This is a genomic window from Limnohabitans rimovensis (SeqCode) (assembly GCF_965234775.1).
In the GTDB taxonomy this organism is placed as follows: domain Bacteria; phylum Pseudomonadota; class Gammaproteobacteria; order Burkholderiales; family Burkholderiaceae_C; genus Limnohabitans; species Limnohabitans rimovensis.
Genome location: NZ_OZ248566.1, coordinates 116,477 through 136,077 on the forward strand (window position 1 = coordinate 116,477; position 19,601 = coordinate 136,077).

General features: G+C 60.7%; 19 protein-coding genes. 14 read left to right on the top strand and 5 right to left on the bottom strand.

The features are described 5' to 3' along the window. Nucleotides 1-43 precede the first annotated feature (43 nt). Nucleotides 44-754, bottom strand: coding sequence for a CerR family C-terminal domain-containing protein (locus tag AC8GFZ_RS09395; protein WP_506644618.1), 711 nt, complete (start codon nt 752-754; stop codon nt 44-46). A gap of 73 nt (nt 755-827) precedes the next feature. On the opposite strand from AC8GFZ_RS09395, the gene AC8GFZ_RS09400 reads away from it, so the two are divergent. From AC8GFZ_RS09400 to AC8GFZ_RS09415, 4 genes are all read left to right on the top strand, one after another. Continuing rightward, nucleotides 828-2,207: a Rieske 2Fe-2S domain-containing protein gene (locus AC8GFZ_RS09400; RefSeq protein ID WP_506644619.1), complete on the top strand. Its 1,380-nt coding sequence runs from the start codon at nt 828-830 to the stop codon at nt 2,205-2,207. 21 nt (nt 2,208-2,228) lie between these two features. After that, nucleotides 2,229-2,621, top strand: a complete 393-nt coding sequence (locus tag AC8GFZ_RS09405) for a RidA family protein (protein ID WP_506644620.1) — start codon at nt 2,229-2,231, stop codon at nt 2,619-2,621. A gap of 29 nt (nt 2,622-2,650) precedes the next feature. Further along, nucleotides 2,651-2,965 carry a putative quinol monooxygenase gene (locus tag AC8GFZ_RS09410; protein WP_506644621.1) on the top strand — a complete coding sequence of 105 codons (315 nt, stop codon included), beginning with the start codon at nt 2,651-2,653 and terminating at the stop codon, nt 2,963-2,965. A 73-nt stretch (nt 2,966-3,038) separates the two neighbouring features. After that, entirely contained in the window at nt 3,039-3,995 is a 957-nt protein-coding gene (locus AC8GFZ_RS09415) for a PDR/VanB family oxidoreductase (RefSeq protein WP_506644622.1), read from the top strand. Between the two features lie 33 nt (nt 3,996-4,028). Here the strand turns inward: AC8GFZ_RS09415 and AC8GFZ_RS09420 are convergent, their stop codons facing one another. Further along, the gene (locus tag AC8GFZ_RS09420) at nt 4,029-4,496 is read right to left on the bottom strand and encodes an Lrp/AsnC family transcriptional regulator (RefSeq protein WP_506644623.1); all 468 of its coding nucleotides are present in this window, start codon (nt 4,494-4,496) and stop codon (nt 4,029-4,031) included. Nucleotides 4,497-4,598: 102 nt separating this feature from the next. On the opposite strand from AC8GFZ_RS09420, the gene mdeB reads away from it, so the two are divergent. After that, nucleotides 4,599-7,277 (top strand): alpha-ketoglutarate dehydrogenase, encoded by a 2,679-nt coding sequence (gene mdeB / locus AC8GFZ_RS09425; RefSeq protein ID WP_506644624.1) that lies wholly within the window; start codon nt 4,599-4,601, stop codon nt 7,275-7,277. Here the strand turns inward: mdeB and AC8GFZ_RS09430 are convergent, their stop codons facing one another. Further along, complete coding sequence (locus AC8GFZ_RS09430; protein WP_506644625.1) at nt 7,278-8,204, bottom strand: DMT family transporter; 927 nt, start codon at nt 8,202-8,204, stop codon at nt 7,278-7,280. Nucleotides 8,205-8,231: 27 nt separating this feature from the next. Between AC8GFZ_RS09430 and AC8GFZ_RS09435 the strand changes: the two genes are divergently transcribed. From AC8GFZ_RS09435 to AC8GFZ_RS09455, 5 genes are read left to right on the top strand one after another with little or no spacing between them, the layout of a single operon-like run. Beyond that, on the top strand, nt 8,232-8,693 hold the full coding sequence (locus tag AC8GFZ_RS09435) for a CoA-binding protein (RefSeq protein ID WP_506644626.1): 462 nt from the start codon (nt 8,232-8,234) through the stop codon (nt 8,691-8,693). A gap of 4 nt (nt 8,694-8,697) precedes the next feature. Then, nucleotides 8,698-9,993 carry an O-acetylhomoserine aminocarboxypropyltransferase/cysteine synthase family protein gene (locus AC8GFZ_RS09440; protein ID WP_506644627.1) on the top strand — a complete coding sequence of 432 codons (1,296 nt, stop codon included), beginning with the start codon at nt 8,698-8,700 and terminating at the stop codon, nt 9,991-9,993. Nucleotides 9,994-10,026: 33 nt separating this feature from the next. Continuing rightward, nucleotides 10,027-11,676 (top strand): acyl-CoA synthetase, encoded by a 1,650-nt coding sequence (locus tag AC8GFZ_RS09445; RefSeq protein WP_506644628.1) that lies wholly within the window; start codon nt 10,027-10,029, stop codon nt 11,674-11,676. Nucleotides 11,677-11,728: 52 nt separating this feature from the next. After that, entirely contained in the window at nt 11,729-12,073 is a 345-nt protein-coding gene (locus tag AC8GFZ_RS09450; RefSeq protein ID WP_506644629.1) for a protein tyrosine phosphatase family protein, read from the top strand. A 31-nt stretch (nt 12,074-12,104) separates the two neighbouring features. Next, a complete protein-coding gene (locus AC8GFZ_RS09455; protein ID WP_506644630.1) occupies nt 12,105-13,802 on the top strand; it encodes a SulP family inorganic anion transporter in 1,698 nt (565 codons plus the stop codon). On the opposite strand, the gene AC8GFZ_RS09460 is transcribed toward AC8GFZ_RS09455, so the two are convergent. Then, nucleotides 13,786-14,886 carry a serine hydrolase domain-containing protein gene (locus AC8GFZ_RS09460; RefSeq protein WP_506644631.1) on the bottom strand — a complete coding sequence of 367 codons (1,101 nt, stop codon included), beginning with the start codon at nt 14,884-14,886 and terminating at the stop codon, nt 13,786-13,788. The two genes, AC8GFZ_RS09455 and AC8GFZ_RS09460, sit on opposite strands and share 17 nt — an antisense overlap. Before the next feature lie 118 nt (nt 14,887-15,004). On the opposite strand from AC8GFZ_RS09460, the gene AC8GFZ_RS09465 reads away from it, so the two are divergent. The 4 genes from AC8GFZ_RS09465 to AC8GFZ_RS09480 all read left to right on the top strand — a co-directional run bounded on the left by AC8GFZ_RS09465 (nt 15,005) and on the right by AC8GFZ_RS09480 (nt 18,000). Next, nucleotides 15,005-15,790: an aspartate/glutamate racemase family protein gene (locus tag AC8GFZ_RS09465; RefSeq protein ID WP_506644632.1), complete on the top strand. Its 786-nt coding sequence runs from the start codon at nt 15,005-15,007 to the stop codon at nt 15,788-15,790. Continuing rightward, nucleotides 15,787-16,164, top strand: coding sequence for a nuclear transport factor 2 family protein (locus AC8GFZ_RS09470; protein WP_506644633.1), 378 nt, complete (start codon nt 15,787-15,789; stop codon nt 16,162-16,164). The genes AC8GFZ_RS09465 and AC8GFZ_RS09470 overlap by 4 nt, the downstream gene beginning before the upstream one ends. 58 nt (nt 16,165-16,222) lie before the next feature. Then, nucleotides 16,223-16,876: a hypothetical protein gene (locus AC8GFZ_RS09475; RefSeq protein WP_506644634.1), complete on the top strand. Its 654-nt coding sequence runs from the start codon at nt 16,223-16,225 to the stop codon at nt 16,874-16,876. A 128-nt stretch (nt 16,877-17,004) separates the two neighbouring features. After that, the gene (locus tag AC8GFZ_RS09480; RefSeq protein ID WP_506644635.1) at nt 17,005-18,000 is read left to right on the top strand and encodes a hypothetical protein; all 996 of its coding nucleotides are present in this window, start codon (nt 17,005-17,007) and stop codon (nt 17,998-18,000) included. A gap of 28 nt (nt 18,001-18,028) precedes the next feature. Here the strand turns inward: AC8GFZ_RS09480 and AC8GFZ_RS09485 are convergent, their stop codons facing one another. Beyond that, entirely contained in the window at nt 18,029-19,414 is a 1,386-nt protein-coding gene (locus AC8GFZ_RS09485) for an MmgE/PrpD family protein (protein ID WP_506644636.1), read from the bottom strand. Nucleotides 19,415-19,601 lie beyond the last annotated feature (187 nt).

Sequence of the window (19,601 nt, forward strand, 5' to 3'; positions counted from 1 at the left end):
TTTAGAGGGGGAAAAAGATTCGGTCAAGCCGATGCACACGCGCTCAACGCGGGTCACCGCCTTGGCGGCGCCAGCGCAAACCACGCAAGGCGTCGCAAACTTGTTCGGTGACCACTTGCTCGATCAAATCGACCTGTGGTGGGCCGATGTCGGTCCATCCTGCGCGCCGAACAACGGTTTCTCGGGCAAACCGAAAGGCCAAACTTTGGCCCAGCAAAGCATGAAAGCGCAACACGGTTTCTTGTTGTCCAGGGGGCTCACCGGTGTAGGCCTCGATCAGGCGCGCGCCCACTTGGTGCAAACGCTCCAGGCAACCTTCGTACAAGATGTCAAAGGCCTTGGTGGGGTGCATTTGCTCCTTGACCACGATGCTGGTCACGGTCAGCATTTCTTGATGGGTGGACAGGCTTGCGCCTATCAACCGCCCAAACAAATGCAAGTACACATCGGGCGCGCTCGGTCCTTGCGCCAGTTGGGCTTCAATCTCATCGAGCAAGGGCCCCAAGCGGTCCAGCAAGGTGTCACAAATGTGCTGGGCCACGGCAAAGTACAAGCCTTCTTTGTTGCCAAAGTAATAGGCGATGGCCGAAATGTTTTGCCCGGCGAGCTGGGCAATTTCTCGGGTCGTGGCACTGGCCAAGCTGTTTTCACCAAACACCTGCACACCCGCCCGAATCAAGGCCGCACGCGCAAGCGGGCCTCGCCCCAACTCGCTGGGTGCCACGGGTTCTGCGGATGGTGCGGTCGCTATCATGCGCGGACTCTAAATCAATTGATTGACTTAATCAAGCGTCTGGCATAGCATGGCCGCGCAAAGGAGACAGCGCATGACAGAAGCAAGCAAATCGGCATCGGCGCGCGAGTTGAGGCCCTTCAGCGGCTACCACAACCGTCCTGTGCCCAACGACGACAGTTTCATCACCCAGGTTGGCCCCGGCACCCCCGGAGGCGAATACCTGCGTCGTTATTGGCACCCTTTTTTGCTGGCTTCTGAGCTCAAAGACCTGCCTGTGCCCGTGCGTTTGCTGGGCGAAGACCTGGTGGTGTTTCGCGATGGTTCGGGTCAATTGGGTTTGCTGCACCGCCACTGCATCCACCGTGGCACCTCTTTGGAATACGGCATCGTGGCCGAGCGCGGCATCCGCTGTTGTTACCACGGTTGGCACTTTGATGTGGACGGCACGGTGCTCGACACCCCTGCTGAGCCACCCACCAGCCGCATCAAGTCCAACTTTGTGCAAGGCGCGTACCGCGTGCACGAGTGGAAGGGTTTGTTGTTTGCGTACATGGGCCCGGTCGACAACCTGCCTGAGTTTCCGATCTACGACTGCGTGGACAACCCCGACGACAACGAGGTGGTGCCATTTCGCATGAACTTACCCTGCAATTGGGTGCAAATTGTGGAGAACGGATCAGACCCCATTCACAACGCCTATTTGCATGCCATCGTGGCGGGGCAACAGTTTTCTGCCGCCTTCAAGGTGTTGCCGCAATTGGACTTCCCCGAAACGCCGCTGGGCTTTTTGTCGATGGCCACGCGCAAGGTGGGCGACTATGTGTTTGTGCGCTCCAGCGACATCATCTTGCCCAACATGGGCCAGTTTCCCAATGGAGCCAACCGCGTTGACTCAGAGAGCGTGGGTCTGCGCCCCTTCTTGACCCGTTGGGCGGTGGCGGTGGACGACCACCACTCTTTTTATATGGGCTTTGCCCACCTCAACAGCTACAACGCCGGTGTGCGCAAAATGACCCGGGACGACTTTGGGGTCGATCAAATCCCCTTCATTGGCCAAACCCAAGACCGGCCGCATGCCGAGCGCCAACGCGAACCTGGGGATTTTGATGCCGTGGTCACCCAAGGCGCAGTCGCCAACCGCAAGGCCGAGCACTTGGGCAGCACCGACCGCGGTGTGGTGCTGTTTCGCCGCTTGCTGGCCAACGCCATCCGCACCACGGCCGAGGGAAAAGTGCCGGCGCAGCCGCGATTGACGACCGACAAGCCGGTGAGCACCTATGCGCACGAGGTGGTCATGCGCGTGCCCAACGATGTCGACTTGGATGACCCACAACGCCTGGCCCAATTTGGCCGCGAGGCGGCGCTGAGCTTTGTTGAATTTGACTCCTTGCCCCCCGTCGAGCGGGAGCGTGCTGTCGAGAAAAAAGTGCGCGAGATATTGCAATCCATGGCCCATGTGGGTGCCAAATAAAAACACCGGAGACCACAGATCATGAACCGCAAAGTTGTTCCCCATGGGAATACACCCGGCGCCCCAGTGGGCGCTGCCTTGGTGTTGGCTTCAGGCTTGGCATGGGTCAACGGGGTATTGCCCGTTGATTTGGAAACCCCCAGCAAAGCCTTGGCCGAGTCGGTGGAAGAGCAGTCGCGCCAGATCATGCGCAACCTCGACCAGCTGCTGTCAGCCCAAGGCCTGTCCCGCCAGCAGGTGGTGGCGGTCACTGTGCACCTGCGCCAGTTGAACCGGTTTGGGGCCAGATTCGAGAAGGTTTATGCGGGATTTTTTGAGGCACCCCACATGCCCACGCGCTCTTTGGTGGGTGTGGCGGAGTTGCCCCGAGAAGCCCTGGTGGCGATGGACTTTGTGGTCCACGCTGGTCAATGAAAATGCTGGATTCATAAAGGAAGCGCAACGTGAATAAATTTGTTTTGGTGGTGGAGTTCGATGTCAAGCCCGAGTGCCTCGACGAGTTCAACCGCTTGATCGACATCAACGCCCATGCCTCCGTGGCCAATGAAGCCGGTTGCTACCAATTTGATGTGGTGCGCGGCATGGAAGACCCGAGCAAAATTTTGCTCTACGAGGTGTATGCCAGCGAAGAAGCCTTCAAGGTGCACATGGGCTGGGCCCATACCCAGACTTTTTTGGCCGCGGCCAAGCCCTTGATCACCCGCCAAGCCGCCACCCGTTGGCTGCGCTCAGTGGCACCCGCCGTCAAAGCGGGCTGAACAGACCTTCTTTCGCAGTTGTTTTTATTTGCCTGCGCCCTGTGTCAGGGGCGGGCTTGTTATGCTTGTTCTTATGCTTGAACTTTTTGTCAAATCGGTCACCTGGGAGGCCGAAGGTGTCCACTCCTACGACCTGCGCGCCCCCGACCTGTCGCCTTTGCCCCCCGCCACTGCCGGGGCCCACATTGACTTGGTACTGCCCCAAGGGCTGACCCGCAGTTATTCCCTGTTGAATGCACCCGGCGAGGTTCACCGCTACTGGGTGGCGGTGCAAAAAGACCCGCAAAGCCGGGGCGGGTCAGCTTGGATCCATCAACAACTCAAGGTGGGCGACCGTGTGCAGGTGCAAGCCCCGCGCAACCACTTTGCCTTGGTCGAAGGCCAAGCCCCGGTGGTGTTGATCGCGGGTGGCATTGGCGTCACCCCCTTGGTGGCCATGGCGGCGCAACTCAACCAGCGCCAAACCCCTTGGGTGATGTACTACAGCGCCCGCACCCGTGCGCGTGCAGCTTTCGTTGCGCATTTGCAAGATTTGCAAGCCGCTTCCGGGGGATTGGGGCAATTGCACCTGAACTTTGACCAAGAGCCCGGCGGAAAAATGCTGGACTTGGCAACCATCGTCCAGGCCGCACCCACCGACGCCCACTTCTATGCCTGTGGTCCGGCACCCATGTTGGCGGCCTACCAGGCCGCGGCCAGCCAACGCCCACCAGAGCAGGTGCATTGGGAGCATTTTTCGGCGGCGCCCGCCGCGCCACCCGAAGGCGGCTTTCAGGTGCACTTGGCGCGCAGTGCCCGCAGCTTCATGGTGGCCCCGGGGGCCAGCATTTTGGACACCTTGCTGGACAACGGCGTGAGCGTGTCTTACTCGTGCATGGAAGGCGTGTGTGGCGCTTGTGAAACCCGTGTCATCAGTGGCGAAGTGGACCACAAGGACATGATCCTCACGCCCAACGAACAAGCGCAAAACAAAACCATGATGATTTGCTGTTCTGGTTGCAAAGGCGCTGAGCTGACGCTGGATTTGTGAATCGGCGGGTGCCCCGCCCGCCGCAAAAGCGCTTCAAACCACGGGCAAAGGCAAAGCGGTTTTGTAGCGCACTTGTTTGAGCGCAAAGCTGGAGCGGATTTTTTCGATGCCCGAAATCGGCGTCAGCTGCTCGAGAATGAATTTCTCCAGCGCGGCAATATCGGGCAGGGCCACGCGCATCAGGTAGTCAGAGTCGCCGGTCATCAAGTAGCACTCCATCACTTCGTCATGCTCGGCAATGCGCTGCTCAAACTCGGCCAAGGCGGCTTTGCTTTGCTCTTTGAGGCTGATGCTGATGAACACATTCAAACCCAAGCCCAGGGCCGCTGCGTTGGTCAGGGCCACATAGCGGTCGATCACACCGTTGTGCTCCAAGGACTTGACCCGCGCCAGGCAAGGCGAAGGGGACAAATGCACCCGGCGCGCCAATTCCACATTGGACAAAGCGCCATTGGTTTGCAGTTCGGCGAGTATGCGTAAATCGGTGGTATCTAGCTTCATGTGCCAAATAATACAAAATTTAAAGCATTAAATGCTGTAAATAATGGATTTCACCCTTAATTAAATACAAAATTTTGCACGCCTGGGCCTAATATTTAGGCCATGAACGCACCCACACCCCTGAACATGAACACCTGGCCCGCCCTGGTAGGCGATGCCGATCCCAGCGAAACCGCCGAATGGCGAGACGCCTTCAGCGCGCTGGTTCAAACCCATGGCCCAGAGCGCGCACGCTTCATATTGGATGAGTTGGCACAACTCGCGCGTGGGAGTCGCATCGGTTGGCAGCCCGACTTGGTCACCCCCTATGTCAACACCATTCCGGTCGATCGCCAGCCGGTGTTTCCAGGCGACTTGGCCTTAGAGGAACGCTTGGCCTCTTACATGCGCTGGAACGCCTTGGCCATGGTGGTGCGGGCCAACCAGGCCTATGGTGAACTGGGTGGGCACATTGCCAGCTATGCCAGCGCAGCCGATTTGTTTGAAACCGGTTTCAACCATTTCTTTCGCGCCCGCAGTGACACCGACTTGGGCGACTTGGTGTTTTTTCAGCCGCACAGTGCGCCTGGTGTTTATGCCCGTGCCTTTTTGGAGGGGCGTTTGCAAGAGGCCGATTTGCTGCATTACCGGCAAGAAATTTGTGCGCCACACGCGCGCACGGGCGAGGGCGCACGCGGCTTGTCAAGCTACCCGCATCCCTACTTGATGCCCGATTTTTGGCAGTTCCCCACGGGCTCCATGGGCATTGGCCCGATCAGCTCGATCTACCACGCGCGCTTCATGCGTTACTTGGCACACCGCCAGTTGCTCAACGGTGTGGAGCGCAAGGTGTGGGGTGTGTTTGGCGATGGTGAGATGGACGAGCCCGAATCCATGAGCGCGCTCACCTTGGCCGCCCGCGAAGGTTTGGACAACCTGGTGTGGGTGGTCAACTGCAATTTGCAGCGTTTGGACGGGCCTGTGCGCGGCAATGGCCGCATCATCGACGAGTTGGAAAAACTCTTCAGTGGCGCCGGCTGGAATGTGGTCAAGCTCATTTGGGGCAGCGACTGGGACGGTTTGTTCGCGCGCGACACCACCGGGGCTTTGCCCCGGGCTTTTGCCAACACGGTGGACGGGCAAATGCAAACCTTTGCCGCTAAAGACGGGCGCTACAACCGCGACACCTTCTTTGGCCAAAACCCCGATCTGGCGCGCTTGGCGCAGGGCATGACCGATGAGCAAATCGACCGCTTAAAGCGCGGTGGCCACGACATGGTGAAGATCCATGCCGCTTACCAAGCGGCGGCGGCGCACACCGGCCAGCCCACGGTGATCTTGGCCCACACCAAAAAGGGCTATGGCATGGGCAGTGCCGGTCAGGGCAAGATGACCACCCACAGCCAAAAGAAATTCGACGACAACGACTTGATCGAGTTTCGCAACCGCTTTCAGCTGCCCTTGAGCGACGAGCAAGCCAAAGGGCTGGCGTTTTTAAAGCCCGACGCCGACAGCGCAGAAATGCGCTACTTGCACCAGCGCCGCCAAAGCCTGGGCGGCTACCTGCCCAAGCGGATGACCACCTGCGCGGTCGTGCCGGTGCCCGATCTGGCCAGCTACGCCAACTTTGCCACCCAAGCGGGCGGCAAAGAAATGAGCACCACCATGGCCTTTGTGCGCATGCTGGGTGCCTTGCTCAAAGACACACAACTGGGCCCCCGGGTGGTGCCCATCGTGGCCGACGAGGCACGCACTTTTGGCATGGCCAATTTGTTCAAGCAAGTGGGCATTTATTCCAGCGTGGGCCAAAAATATGCGCCCGAGGACATTGGCTCGGTATTGAGCTACCGCGAAGCCCTGGAAGGCCAAATTTTGGAAGAAGGCATCTCAGAGGCCGGTGCCATGGCCAGTTGGACAGCGGCGGCCACCAGTTACAGCGTGCATGGCTTGGCCATGTTGCCGTTCTACATTTACTACTCGATGTTTGGCTTCCAGCGGGTGGGCGACCAAATATGGGCCGCTGCCGATCAGCGTGCCCGGGGCTTTTTGTTGGGAGCCACCTCGGGGCGAACCACCTTGGGCGGCGAAGGCTTGCAACACCAAGACGGCTCCAGCCATGTGGTGGCCGCGACCATCCCCAATTGCAAAGCCTGGGACCCCGCTTTTGCCGGAGAACTCGCAGTCATCTTGGACCAAGGCATGCGTGAAATGATGGTTGAGCAGCAAGACGTTTTCTACTACATCACCTTGATGAATGAAAACCATGCCCAGCCTGATCTGCCCGAAGGCGTGTCGGCGGATTTGCTGCGCGGCTGCTACCGTTTTGCCAGTGGGTCACCGGTCGCCGCCGCGGCCGGTGGCAAAAGCACCACCGCCAAAGCACAGGACCAGGCGCGCCGGGTCAGCTTGCTGGGCTCAGGCGCGATTTTGTATGAGGTCATCAAAGCCGCAGAACTGCTGCAGGCCCAGGGCATTGGGGTGGATGTTTTCAGCGTCACCAGTTGGAGCGAGTTGGCGCGGCAAGGCCAAGCCTGCGAAGCCGCTGAGTTGGCTGGTGCGGCATCGGTTGACACGCCCTTCATCACCCAGCAATTGGCGCTGGGCGCGGGACCCATCATTGCCGCCACCGACTATGTGCGCGCCGTGCCCGAAAGCATTCGTGCGTTTGTACCGGCTGGGCGCAGCTACACCACCTTGGGCACCGATGGCTTTGGCCGCAGCGACACGCGCAGCCAATTGCGTCAGTTTTTCAAAGTGGACGCGGCCACCATTGCGGCGACTGCGCTGCGCCGCTTGGGCTGATCACGCCGGTGCGCGCACGCGCTCGCGTTGCAGCATCACCAGGCCTGAGGTCACCAGCAGCGCGATGCCGCTCCAAGCCCAGGCGTTGGGAATTTCCCCCCACAACCAGTAGCCAGCGAGCAAGGCATAAAGCAAGCCGGTGTAACGAAACGGTGCCACCACGCTCAACTCGCTTTGGCGCGTGGCGCGCACCATGAGTGAGTAAGCCATGCACAGGCACAGGGCGGCCAGGCCCAAGTACAGGGCAGGCTGGCCTGTCACCGGTTGCCATGGTTGGCCCAGGCACATCACGCCACCCAGTGCCATGGCGGCCACTGCATTGGTTTGGGTCACCAATGCCGACGGGATGCCCGCCGGAATGCGCCGGGTGATCAGGTCGCGCACCGCATGTAAAAAAGTACCGAGAACGCACAGCCAAGCATGGCCATTGAAGCCATCGATCTGGGGTTGAACCACCAGCAGCACGCCGACAAAGCCGCTGACGATCAGGCCCCAGCGCAAAGCGTCCACCCGTTCATGGAGCACCCCAACCGCCAACACCGTGATGAAAAAAGGCGCTGCCAAATTGATCGCCGTGGCATTGGCCAAGGGCAATTGCACCAGGCCGGCCATGTAAACCAGGGAGGCCACGGCGTCGATGCCAGCGCGCCACAGCACGGTGGGGTGGCACCAGCCGGGGCGCAGGCGAAACGCCCCCATGCGCCAGGCCACCACACTCAGGATCAGTGAGGCCAGCGCACCGCGCAGGAACAAGGACTGAAAGATGCCAATCTGCACGCTGGCCATTTTGACCAAGGCGTCATTGGTCAAAAAGAAAGCCATGGCCAAGCACATGGCCGCAATGCCTTGGCGATTGATCACGGCCTGTGACAAGGGAGCGGGTTGGGTCGGCAAATGGGGTCCATCACAAGGCAAAGGGTGGGGCATGATAAATCCCATAAACTCACAGCCACCATGGACCACACCAACGCCGAACTTCGCCGCATTTTGCAAAGCTGCCGAACCATTGCCGTGGTCGGCTTGTCGGCCGACTGGAACCGCCCCAGTTACTTCGCTGCCAAGTACATGCAAACCGCGGGCTATACCGTGGTGCCGGTGAACCCGCGCTACACCGAGGTTTTGGGCCAGCGTTGCTTTCCCGACCTGGCGTCGATTGATGTGCCCATCGACATGGTCGACGTGTTTCGCCGCAGCGAAGACGTGCTGCCCATTGCCGAGCAAGCACTGGCCATGGGCGTGCGCTGTTTGTGGCAGCAACTGGGGGTGGCCAACATGGAGGCTGACGCGCTGTGGCAACAAGCTGGGCGTGACTCGTTGATGAACCGCTGCGTCAAGATCGAGCATGCGCGTCTTTTTGGTGGCTTGCACTGGGCGGGTGTGAACACCCAGGTCATCTCGGCCCAACGTCCCCACTGACGCCATGGCCGAGCACCGTTTTCAAGCTGAAACCTTGGCCATCCATGCCGGGCAAATTCCGGACGCCGCCACCGGTGCACGGGCCTTGCCGATTTACCAAACCACCAGTTTTGTGTTTGACAGCGCCGAGCATGCGGCCGCCTTGTTCAACCTGCAAACCTTTGGCAATGTGTATTCGCGCCTGTCCAACCCCACTGTGGCGGCCCTGGAAGAGCGGGTTGCCGCCTTAGAGGGTGGCCGCGCCGGGCTGGCTTCGGCCAGTGGCATGGCTGCTGAGACCATGGCTTTGACGACCTTGCTGCAAGCCGGTGACCACGTGGTGGCCGCATCGGCCTTGTACGGAGGCACGGTGAGTTTGCTGGCGGTGAACCTGCGCAAGTTTGGCATTGAATGCAGCTTTGTCGATGCCAGCGATCTGAGCGCCGTGGCCGCCGCCATGCAAGCCAATACCCGGGCGGTGTTTGCCGAATCCCTGGGCAACCCGAGTTTGCAAGTGCTTGACATCGCGGGGGTGGCCGAGGTCGCCCATGCCCATGGCGTGCCCTTGATGGTCGACAACACCGTGGCTTCACCGTATTTGTGCAACCCCATCGATTGGGGCGCGGATGTGGTCATCCATTCGGCGACCAAATACCTGGGTGGGCACGGCACCACCTTGGCGGGCGTGATCGTGGAGTCGGGGCGTTTCCCGTGGGACAACGGCAAATTCCCAGGCATGACCGAGCCTTCGGTGGGCTACCACGGGGTGAAGTTTTGGGAAACCTTTGGCGACTTTGCCTTCACCATGCGTGCGCGCATGGAAAACCTGCGCGTGTTTGGCGCCACCTTGGCGCCCACCAGTGCTTGGCAAATTTTGCAAGGCATTGAAACCTTGCCGCTGCGCATGGAGCGTCATTGCCGCAATGCGCTGGCGGTGGCCCGGCATTTGCAAAACCACCCCAAGGTCAGTTGGGTGCATTACCCGGGCTTGCCCGATCACCCACAACACGCCTTGGTGCAAAAGCAAATGCGCAGCGTGGATGGCGTGCCAGGCGGTTCGGGCCTGCTGGTGTTTGGCGTCAAAGGGGGCTTGCCTGCGGGTGTGCGCTTCATCGAGTCGGCGCGCTTCATGAGCCATTTGGCCAACATTGGCGACACCCGCACCTTGATCATTCACCCCGCTTCCACCACCCACCGCCAACTTGACGAGGCGCAACAAATCAAAGCCGGTGTGCTGCCCGACATGGTGCGCATGTCGGTGGGCTTGGAGCACATCGACGACATCTTGTGGGACATTGAACAAGCCTTGGATCAGGTTTGACCCGAACCCGAAAATAAAAAGCAGGAGATACCCATGGCATCCATTTACGAACAACACCTGGACAAAAACACGGCCAACCATGTGCCGCTCTCGCCGGTGAGTTTTGTTGAGCGCAGCGCCGAGGTGTTTGGCGATTTGCCCGCCGTCATCCACGGCCAGCGTCGCTACACCTGGGCCCAGGTGCGTGAGCGCTCAGCCCGATTGGCCGCCGCCTTGCAAAGCTTGGGTGTGGGAAAGGGGTCCACGGTCAGCGTGATGCTGCCCAACACCCCAGAAATGGTCGAGGTGCATTACGCCGTGCCCGCGCTCAATGCTGTGCTCAATGCCTTGAACACCCGGCTCGATGCCGACTTGATCGCTTGGCAAATGAACCATTGCGAGGCCATGGTGCTGATCACCGACACCGAGTTTTCGCCCACCATGGGCGCGGCTTTGAAAACACTCCGCGAGGTGCACGGGCGTCAAGTCACCGTCATCGATGTGAGCGATTCCGAGTACACCGGCGCGGGTGAGCGCGTGGGCAGCTTGAATTACGAAGAGTGGCTGGCAGCCCACCCGCCGTTGGCCCAGTTGCAGGGCCCGACCGACGAATGGGACGCGATTGCGGTTTCCTATACGTCGGGCACCACCGGCGACCCCAAGGGCGTGGTCACCCACCACCGCGGCGCCTACCTGAACGCGGTGTGCAACGCGGCCACTTGGACCATGCCGCACTTTCCGCGTTACCTGTGGACTCTGCCGATGTTCCATTGCAATGGCTGGTGTTTTCCGTGGACGGTGGCGATGCTCGGCGGCACCCATGTGTGCTTGCGCAAAGTGGATGCCCCATCGATTTTGCAAGCCATGCGCGAGCACGATGTCAACCATTACTGTGCCGCACCCATCGTGCACAACCTGATCATCCAAGCCGACCCTGCCTTGCGCGAGGGCGTGCCGCGTGGGGTGCGCGGCATGGTGGCGGGTGCTGCGCCGCCAGCGGCCATGATCGAGGGCATGGCCCAAATTGGTTTTGACATCACCCATGTGTATGGCTTGACCGAGGTGTATGGACCCGCCGCTGGTGCGGTCAAGCGCGATGCCTGGGCCCATGCCGATGTGTCTGAGCAAGCGCGCCTGAATGGCCGCCAAGGGGTGCGCTATGAGTTGCAAGAGGGCATGACGGTGATGGACCCTGTCACCATGCAAGAAGTGCCTGCCGATGGACAAACCATGGGCGAGATCATGTTTCGCGGCAACATTGTGATGAAGGGTTACTTGAAAAACCCCGGCGCCACGCAAAAGGCGTTTGAAAGCGGTTGGTTTCACACTGGCGACTTGGCGGTGATGGAGCCGGACCGCTATGTGAAGATTCGTGACCGCAGCAAAGACATCATCATCTCGGGCGGCGAGAACATCAGCTCCTTGGAGGTGGAAGACGCCTTGTACCGACACCCCGCCGTGATGGCCTGTGCGGTGGTGGCCAAGCCCGACGCCAAATGGGGTGAGACGCCGCTGGCCTTTGTTGAACTCAAGGCCGGCGCGGCGGTCAAGGCTGAGGACTTGGTGGCGCACTGCCGCAGTTTGCTGGCGGGCTATAAAGTGCCACGCGAGGTGCGCTTTGAGGCCATCCCCAAAACCTCGACTGGCAAAATCCAAAAATTCGTTTTGCGCGAACGCGCTCAATCCACCCAGGCCTTCGACTGACCCCATGGGTTAAATTGTCCGCTTGTGTCCATCCCCGATCAAAAGGAAAACCATGTCACTGCCCGTCACCCAGCACAGCGAAACATTCGCCACCATTGGCCAATTGATGCCCGAAGACTTGGCCAGCGTGGCCGCCATGGGTTTTCAAAGCGTGATCAACAACCGCCCCGACGGCGAGGGAGGACCCGACCAACCCACCAGCGCCCAAATGGCTCAAGCGGCCCAAGCGGCAGGACTCACCTATGCCTATTTGCCGGTGGTGGCGGGCATGATCACCGCCGATCAAGCGCGCTCCTTTGCCCAGTGGTTGGGTCAGCAACCGGGTCCGGTGTTGGCGTTTTGCCGCTCCGGCGCGCGCTCCACCCAATTGCGCGACATGGCCCGCGCCTTCGAATGACCCGATTGCCAAACCTTGGACTGATTGTTTGATGCACTGGCTGCGCGGGCCGACCTGGTGGCGGGCTGATCAGCGGCGCCACTGGGCGGGCGATGCGGTGGCCGGTGCGGTGGTGACGGTGCTGGTCATCCCCCAAAGCCTGGCCTACGCCATGTTGGCAGGACTGCCACCCACCATGGGTTTGTACGCCAGCGTCTGGCCGGTCTTGGCCTATGCTTTTTTGGGCAGCAGCCAGGTGTTGGCGGTCGGACCCGTGGCCGTCACCTCGTTGATGACCGCCAGTGCCTTGTTGCCATTGGCGGTGGCGGCTTCGCCCGAATACGTGGCTTTGGCCATGGGCTTGGCCTTGTTGTCGGGGCTCATGCTCACCCTGGCAGGCGTGCTGCGCTTGGGTTTCTTGGCTTACTTTTTGAGCCAACCGGTGATCAGTGGTTTTGTGTCGGGCGTGGCCATCTTGATCGCCATCGGCCAGTTGCCAGGGATCTTGGGCATCACGGTCCCCGGGCGGGGTGTGGCGCAAACGCTGGTGGGGGTGTGGCAACACGCGCACCTCATCCATGTACCGACCGCTGTTTTGGGGGTGGGTGCTGTGTTGGTCTTGTGGTGGGCGCGTGCGCACTTGGCGCGCCTGTGGGGGCGCTGGTTCGGCGCGCCGGTGGTGGGTGCTTGGATGGCGCGCATGGCCCCTTTGGCGGTGGTGTTGGTCGCCACCCTCATCGTGCTTGCCACCGGTGGTGCGGCCGCGCTGGGCGTGGCCGTGGTGGGCCCGATTGAGCCGGGCTTGCCGCAATGGCAAGGGGTGTCTTTGGACAGCGCGCAATGGCTGTCTTTGTGCATGCCTGCTTTGCTCATTGCCTTGATTGGTTTCGTGGAAAGCGTTTCGCTGGCGCAAGCCTATGCCTTGCAGCGCCAACAGCGATTGGCACCGAATCGCGAGTTGTTGGGCCTGGGCGTGGCCAATGTGCTCAGCGGTTTCACCGGGGGCTACAGCGTGGCGGGGGGCTTTTCGCGCACCGTGATCAATGCCTCGGCTGGGGCCCAAACGCCCATGGCCAGCGTGGTGGCCGCCTTGTTGATGGCAGGGGTGATGTTGGGCTTTTCGCAGGCCTTTGAGGTCTTGCCCGTGGCGGTCTTGTCGGCGTCCATTTTGGTCTCGGTGTTGACTTTGTTCGATGCGCAAACCCTGCGCCAAGCTTGGCGCTACGACCAGGCAGACGCTTGGAGCTGGCTGGCCACCTTTGCGGGTGTGCTGGTGGTGGGGGTGGAGTGGGGCATTGGTTTGGGCGTGGTCTTGTCACTGGCCGTTTTGGTGTGGCGCAGCAGCCGGCCGCACATGGCGGTGGTGGGGCGCATCGCGGGCACTGAGCACTTTCGCAACATCGAGCGCCACCAGGTGCAAACCTTGCCTGGGTTGATCGCCTTGCGGGTGGATGAAAGTTTGTTTTTTGCCAATGCCGCCGCCTTGGAGGAAAAGGTCGCCGATTTGCTGTCCAAACACAGCGACACCCGCAGCCTGTTGTTGATCTTGTCGGCCGTCAACCGCATCGACACCACCGCTTTGATCATGCTTGACGAGTTGGACCGCAGCTTGGCCCTCAAAGGGGTGCAGCTGTGGCTGGCCGAGGTCAAAGGCCCGGTGATGGACCGCTTGGGTCAGACCGATTTGGGTCGGCGCTTGGCCAGCCGCATTTATCTCAGCACCAACGAAGCCTTCAACGCCCACCGCTGAAGTCGGCCAGGGCACGCGCCATGCGGCTGACAAAGCCTGGGAAATGGGCCGGGTCGATCCAGCGCACCACCACCACCGCTTGGTGGGCGGGCTCGATCCACACATAGTTGCCGCCTGCACCGAACATGAATTGGCTGCCCTCGCTGGCACCCGGAAACGCCTTGCCTTGGGGGTTGAGCCAATTGAGCCAACCGTAAAAAGGCGCCAGGGCTTGGGGTTGGCGCATGCGCTCGATCCAGGCCGAGGGCACCAAAGTGCGCTGTTGATCACCGATGAGCCATTGGCCTTGGTTGAGCACCAATTGGGCAATGCGCGCTTGGTCGCTGCTGCTGATACACACCCCACCGCCCCAGTGGCTGCCGCCGGGCACCGAGGCCACGCGCTGAGGGGCTTGGCCATTGAGGGCGGGCAAATCCACCCACGACTGTTCATAGCCCTCCCAGCGAAAGCCTTTGCCGCCACCGATGGGGTGAAGAATGCTTTGCTCAAAGACCTGGGGCAGGGCTTGGCCAAACAAATGCAGCAAGGCCAGAGACAACTGGTTGATGCGCACGTCGTTGTATTCCCAATAAGTCCCAGGGGTTTGCAAGGGACGGGCGTCGCCCTTTTGGCCTTGCACCGGTTTGGGGTCGAGCACCAGTTTGCGGTAGCGGTCCACTTGGTCGGGAATGCCAAAACAAGAGCCTTCCCATTCGCTGGTTTGGCTCAGCAAATGGGCCCAGGTGATGGAACGGTTGTGGTCGCTGTCAAAGCCAATGCCGGGCAAGCGGCGCACCACTGGCTCATCGGCGTCGGGCAACAAGCCCCGCCCATGGGCCACGCCAGCGAGCAGGGCCAAATAGGTTTTGGCCACGCTGAAGGTTTGGTCGGCGCGCTCGGGCTCACCCCAGGATTGGCGCAGTTCACCACCGATCCACACTTGCCCCGACACCGGTCCGCGAGCGTGGACCGGGCCATGCAGCCGGTTCCATGGCGGCGGGTCGTCGTGGTGCACGCCATAGCGCAGCGGCTCTGCATGGGGGTCGCGGGTCCACGCCACCTCGTGGGCTTGGGCGTGGGCGATGGCGTCGTCAAACTGCGTCATGGTGTGCAATGCGGTGGGTCAATCGATGGGGAGCAAATGTACAGCCACTCAGGAGGCCCAAACCATGGGTGAAAATGGCTGATCGATATCCATACCACCCTGATGCCTGGTCGCTAGCATGAAAAAAATATTGGTCATCGTCCCCTTTGCCATGTCCGAGGACAACCGCGAACTGCGCCGCCAGCAGTTGGACAGCCTGTCCCTGCCCCCTGGCGTGCACTTTGAATACCGCTCGGTCAAAGCGGGTCCGGTCAATTACGCCAGCCACCATGATTTTGTGTTGGCCGATGTGTCCATTTTTGAAGCCGGCTGCCGCGCCGAGCAAGAGGGCTTTGATGCCGTGTGCATCGACACCATGAGCGACTCGGGCGTGGCGGCCCTGCGTTCGGTGTTGCGCATCCCCGTGGTCGGGCCGGGCAAGGTGTCGATGCTCAGCGCCTTGATGTTGGGCGAGAACTTCTCCATCATCACCATGGCCAGCCGCTGGAAACCCTTGTACAAGAAGGCCCTGGACGAGTTGGGTTTGCACCGCCAATGCGTGTCGGTGCGGGCAATTGAAATGCCAGCCGACAACCTGGGCTTGTTGGGTGGAAAAGAAGAGTTGGTGTTTCCCTTGCTGGAGCAAGCAGCCCTGCGTGCCATCGACGAAGACGGGGCCCAGGTGCTGATTTTGGGCTCGACCACCATGCACCAGGCCCACGCCTATTTGCAACCGCGTTTGCCGGTGCCGATCATCAACCCCGGCCCCTTGAGCTACCAAACGGCCTTGGGCTTGTTGGGCTTGGGCCTGAGCCACAGCGCGCGCGCTTACCCGCCCCCCTTGCACCCGCGCTTGGACATGCTGCAAGCCATGCTCACAGCGGCCCAACAGCAGTCAGAACAGCATTCACAAGGAAACCCATGACACCGGCACAAATGACCGATTTGGTCGAGGCTTATTTCGATGCGGTTGACCGCATGCACTTGGCCGACACACTGGCCTTGTTTGTGCCAGACGCACAGTTCCACATCCCCACCCACGGCCTGCATTTCAGTGGCCGCGATGGCGAAATTGCCGGCATGTATGAGCGCTTGTTTGCCCGTTACGCCCAAGTTTGGCACGGCGACTTTGTGCACGTGGTGCAAGCGCCCCAGCGCATTGCCAGCCAGTTCAGGGTGGAAAACACGGGTCACCAGGGCGAGCGCTGGACCAAGTACAACTGCAACTTTTTCCGCTTGCGCGGCGCACTGTTCGAGGATGTGAGCGTCTACATGGCGGGTGAAAATTCGCTGACCTGAGCCCAGGCCCCAGGCCCTGTGACACAATTGAATTCAATTGTTCACACAGGGATACAAAATGAAATACAAGGCTTTTTCCATGGCCGTGGTTTTGGGGTGCGGGGTGATGGGGGCCCAGGCACAAACCCACAGCAGCACGGATAAAAAACGATTCTTTGAACTGTCGTACGGCTACTCGCCTGCGGGGGATGTGAACACCAAGCCCTTCACTGCGCCTGTGGTAGGAGCATCGACAGCCAACGCCCAGTACGGCACCAGCCAGACCTATGCCCTCAATTACGGCTGGCGCCAACCCTATGGCTGGCCGGTCGATGTCTCGCTGTGGATCAGCCAAATGCAGACCCCCTTCAACGGGGTCGTGGCCACCACCCCTGCAGGTACCTTTCCTCAGCCTTTGTCAAAGCGCACCTTGCAAAATACCTACGCCGTGGCGCTGGACCGCGATGTGTGGCGCAATACCGATTGGGTGCTGCAAGTGGGCGGCATGCTTGGTCAAATGGATTTGATCGATGCCGACTCCAAGGGAACTACCTGGGGCTTGTCGGCAGGTGTGCGTTACCAACCCCAAACCCCTTGGTTTGCCAGTGCCAAGTTGCGCTATGCGACTGTTCCAGAGTCTAAGATAAAAGACTACGCTTCAACGATTGGCGTGTTGGAAGTGCCGAGTCAAAACATACCCACTTTGCACCTGGGTTGGGGTTGGTCTTACTGAGCGTTGCTTCTGACCAAAGCGGGTTGCGCAGGTGACGCAAGGGCTCTGGCCGCTGTGATCACGCCGCTATCATGCGGCCACATCCCGACCTGACCGTCGGCGCTGGATCACCCACAGAGGCCACCACCATGGACAAGCTCACGCTGAGCATTGCGTTTTCCGACAACGAGCGCACCCGCCCCATCGCCCAAGGGCGGCACCACCCCCAAGGCGTGAACCTGATTCCCACGGTGGTGCACCCCTCCGAAATGTTTTGGCGCCAACTCAAATACCGCGACTTTGATGTGTCGGAAATGTCGCTGTCGTCCTTGATCATTGCCACTGCGCGGGGCGACAACAGCTGGGTGGCCTTGCCCATCTACACCTCGCGCAAGTTTTTTCACACCAACATCTTGATCCGTGCCGACAAAGGCATCCGCACCCCCCAAGACCTGCGCGGCAAGCGCGTGGGCGTGCCCGAATACCAGCAAACCGCCGCGCTGTGGTCGCGCGGTGTGTTGGCCCACGAGTTTGGCGTGCAAGCGCAAGACATCGAGTGGTTCATGGAGCGCGCCCCCGAAAAAAGCCATGGCGGTGTGACTGGCTTCAAACCGCCGCCTGGCGTGCGCTTGAACAGCATCGACCCCAAGACCAATATTGGCGAGATGCTGCTCAACGACCAACTCGACGCCACCTTGCTGTACCTGACCAACCGCAATCTGGTGGACCGCAGCACCATTGATCTGGACGCACACCCCATCATCCAGCCCTTGTTTCCCGACCCACGGGCCGAGGGCCAGCGTTACTTTGCCAAGACGGGCATTTACCCCATCAACCACACCGTGGTCATCAAGCGCGAGGTGTACGAAAAGCATCCTTGGTTGGCGCTCAACCTGTTCCATTGCTTCATGGCGGCCAAAAATGAGGTGGAGCATGAGACGGCAGACACCTTGAAAGACTATTTCGATACCGGTTTGATGGACCCCGCTGGGGCCTCGGCCATGAAGCTCGACCCCAAGTCGTATGGCATGAAATCGTCGCGCGCCGTGGTGGAAACCATTGCCCGCTACGTGCACGAGCAAGGCTTGACCGAGCGTGTGGTTCAGGTCGAGGAAATGTTTGCACCCTCCACCTTGGAGGTTTGAGCGCAGAGGCCTCGCCCGGGGTGAATGCTCAGGCGCCGGTGGGCAGCGCGGCCAAGGGTGCTTGGGCCAGCATCTGGCACCACGCGGACCAATCACGGTCTTGGTCAGGGCCTTGGGACGACAGTGCCACCGTGGCTTGGTACAGCGATTGGGCCTGTTCAGCCGACCACACCCGGGTGCACAAAGACATGAATTTGCCGTGCAACTCGGCATCGGTATAGGGTGAGGCGTCGTCGCCGCGGTTCACCCCCACGGCGGCTTCGCGGACGCTGCCATCGGTGAGCAGCATGCGCACATGGGCCGGGCGCTCATGGGGCAGTCGCGCATTCATGGCTCTGTCTTCGCGAACCACCACTTTTTGCGCCAAGGCCAAGACTGCCCGGTTGCGCACCGCTTCCCATGTGAAGCTGGAAAGTTGGCTGTGGCCGTGCACCAAGCGGGTGGCCACGGCAAACGGCACCGAAAATTTGGCTGCCAAGGTGTTGCGCGGAGCCGGGTCGATCAACTCGGAGGCGATGTTGTAAGTTGCCACCTCGATGCGCTCAATCAGGCTGACATCGGGCAGGCCTGGGCCAGCGGCGATGGCATCCACTGCGTCCAAGGTGCCATGGTTGTAGCGGCAACAAGCGTGCAGTTTGAAGTAGTTTTGGGCGATGTGCCATTCGCTGCCCAGGCCGCGCACCAAGGCGGCAAGGTCGATGCGCTCAGACACCACCTCACCAAAAATGGATTCAATGCCGTGGCGCTCACCGCCAAAGCCGCTTTCAAACAACTGCAGCGCCAGCAGGCCGTTGCGGTTGCTCAAGCCCGCATAGACATTGCGCACCAAGCCGCCTTCGAGCATGGTTTTTTTCGAGGACGCGGTGGTCAAGGAGGTGCTGATGTTGATCACCTCGTGCATGGCGGAGCTGTCCAGCCCCAGCGCACGTGCGCAGCCCGCCGCCGCACCCACCGTGCCCCAGGTGCCGTGCGGGTGCATGCTGGCGCGCAATTGGGCGGCAGCGCCAATGCGTGAGCCCACCTCGTAACCGGCCAGCACCCCATTCAAAAAAGCGCGCAGGCCCAGTTGCCGCTCTTGGCACAAGGCGAGCACGGCGGGGAGCACATGCACAGCGGGGTGGCCGCGAGAAAACCGATTGCCTTCGTCCATTTCTAAAAACGTACCACCGCTGCCGTTGATCATCGCTGCGGCGTCGGCGGCCACATGGCGGCCCAGACCGGGCAACACCGCTGGGCCGCTGCTGTGGGCCAAGCGCTGTCCCATGGCGCGCAGTTCGGGTTCTGCCGAGCCAGCGACGACCGCCGCCAAGGTGTCGGCAATCACCCGGTTGAGTTGGCGCTGGATGTCCGCAGGCGCTTGCGCCACTTCGACGTGGGCGGCAAAGTCGCTCAGGTCTTGGGTTTCATTGGGCATGGATGCTCCGAGGTGTGGGGTGAGGGAAGTGATTGTGCCGCTGCTGTTCGGCTCTTTGCTTGGTGTGGTGCTGGTGTAAAGTCTGCGATCCATCGCCGTTGGGCGGAATTGACACTTTGGTGGTCCTTGTTTGGTGCTTGACCCCGAACTCAAGCGCATTACCCCGGGCTTTGAGCCCTTCTACCTT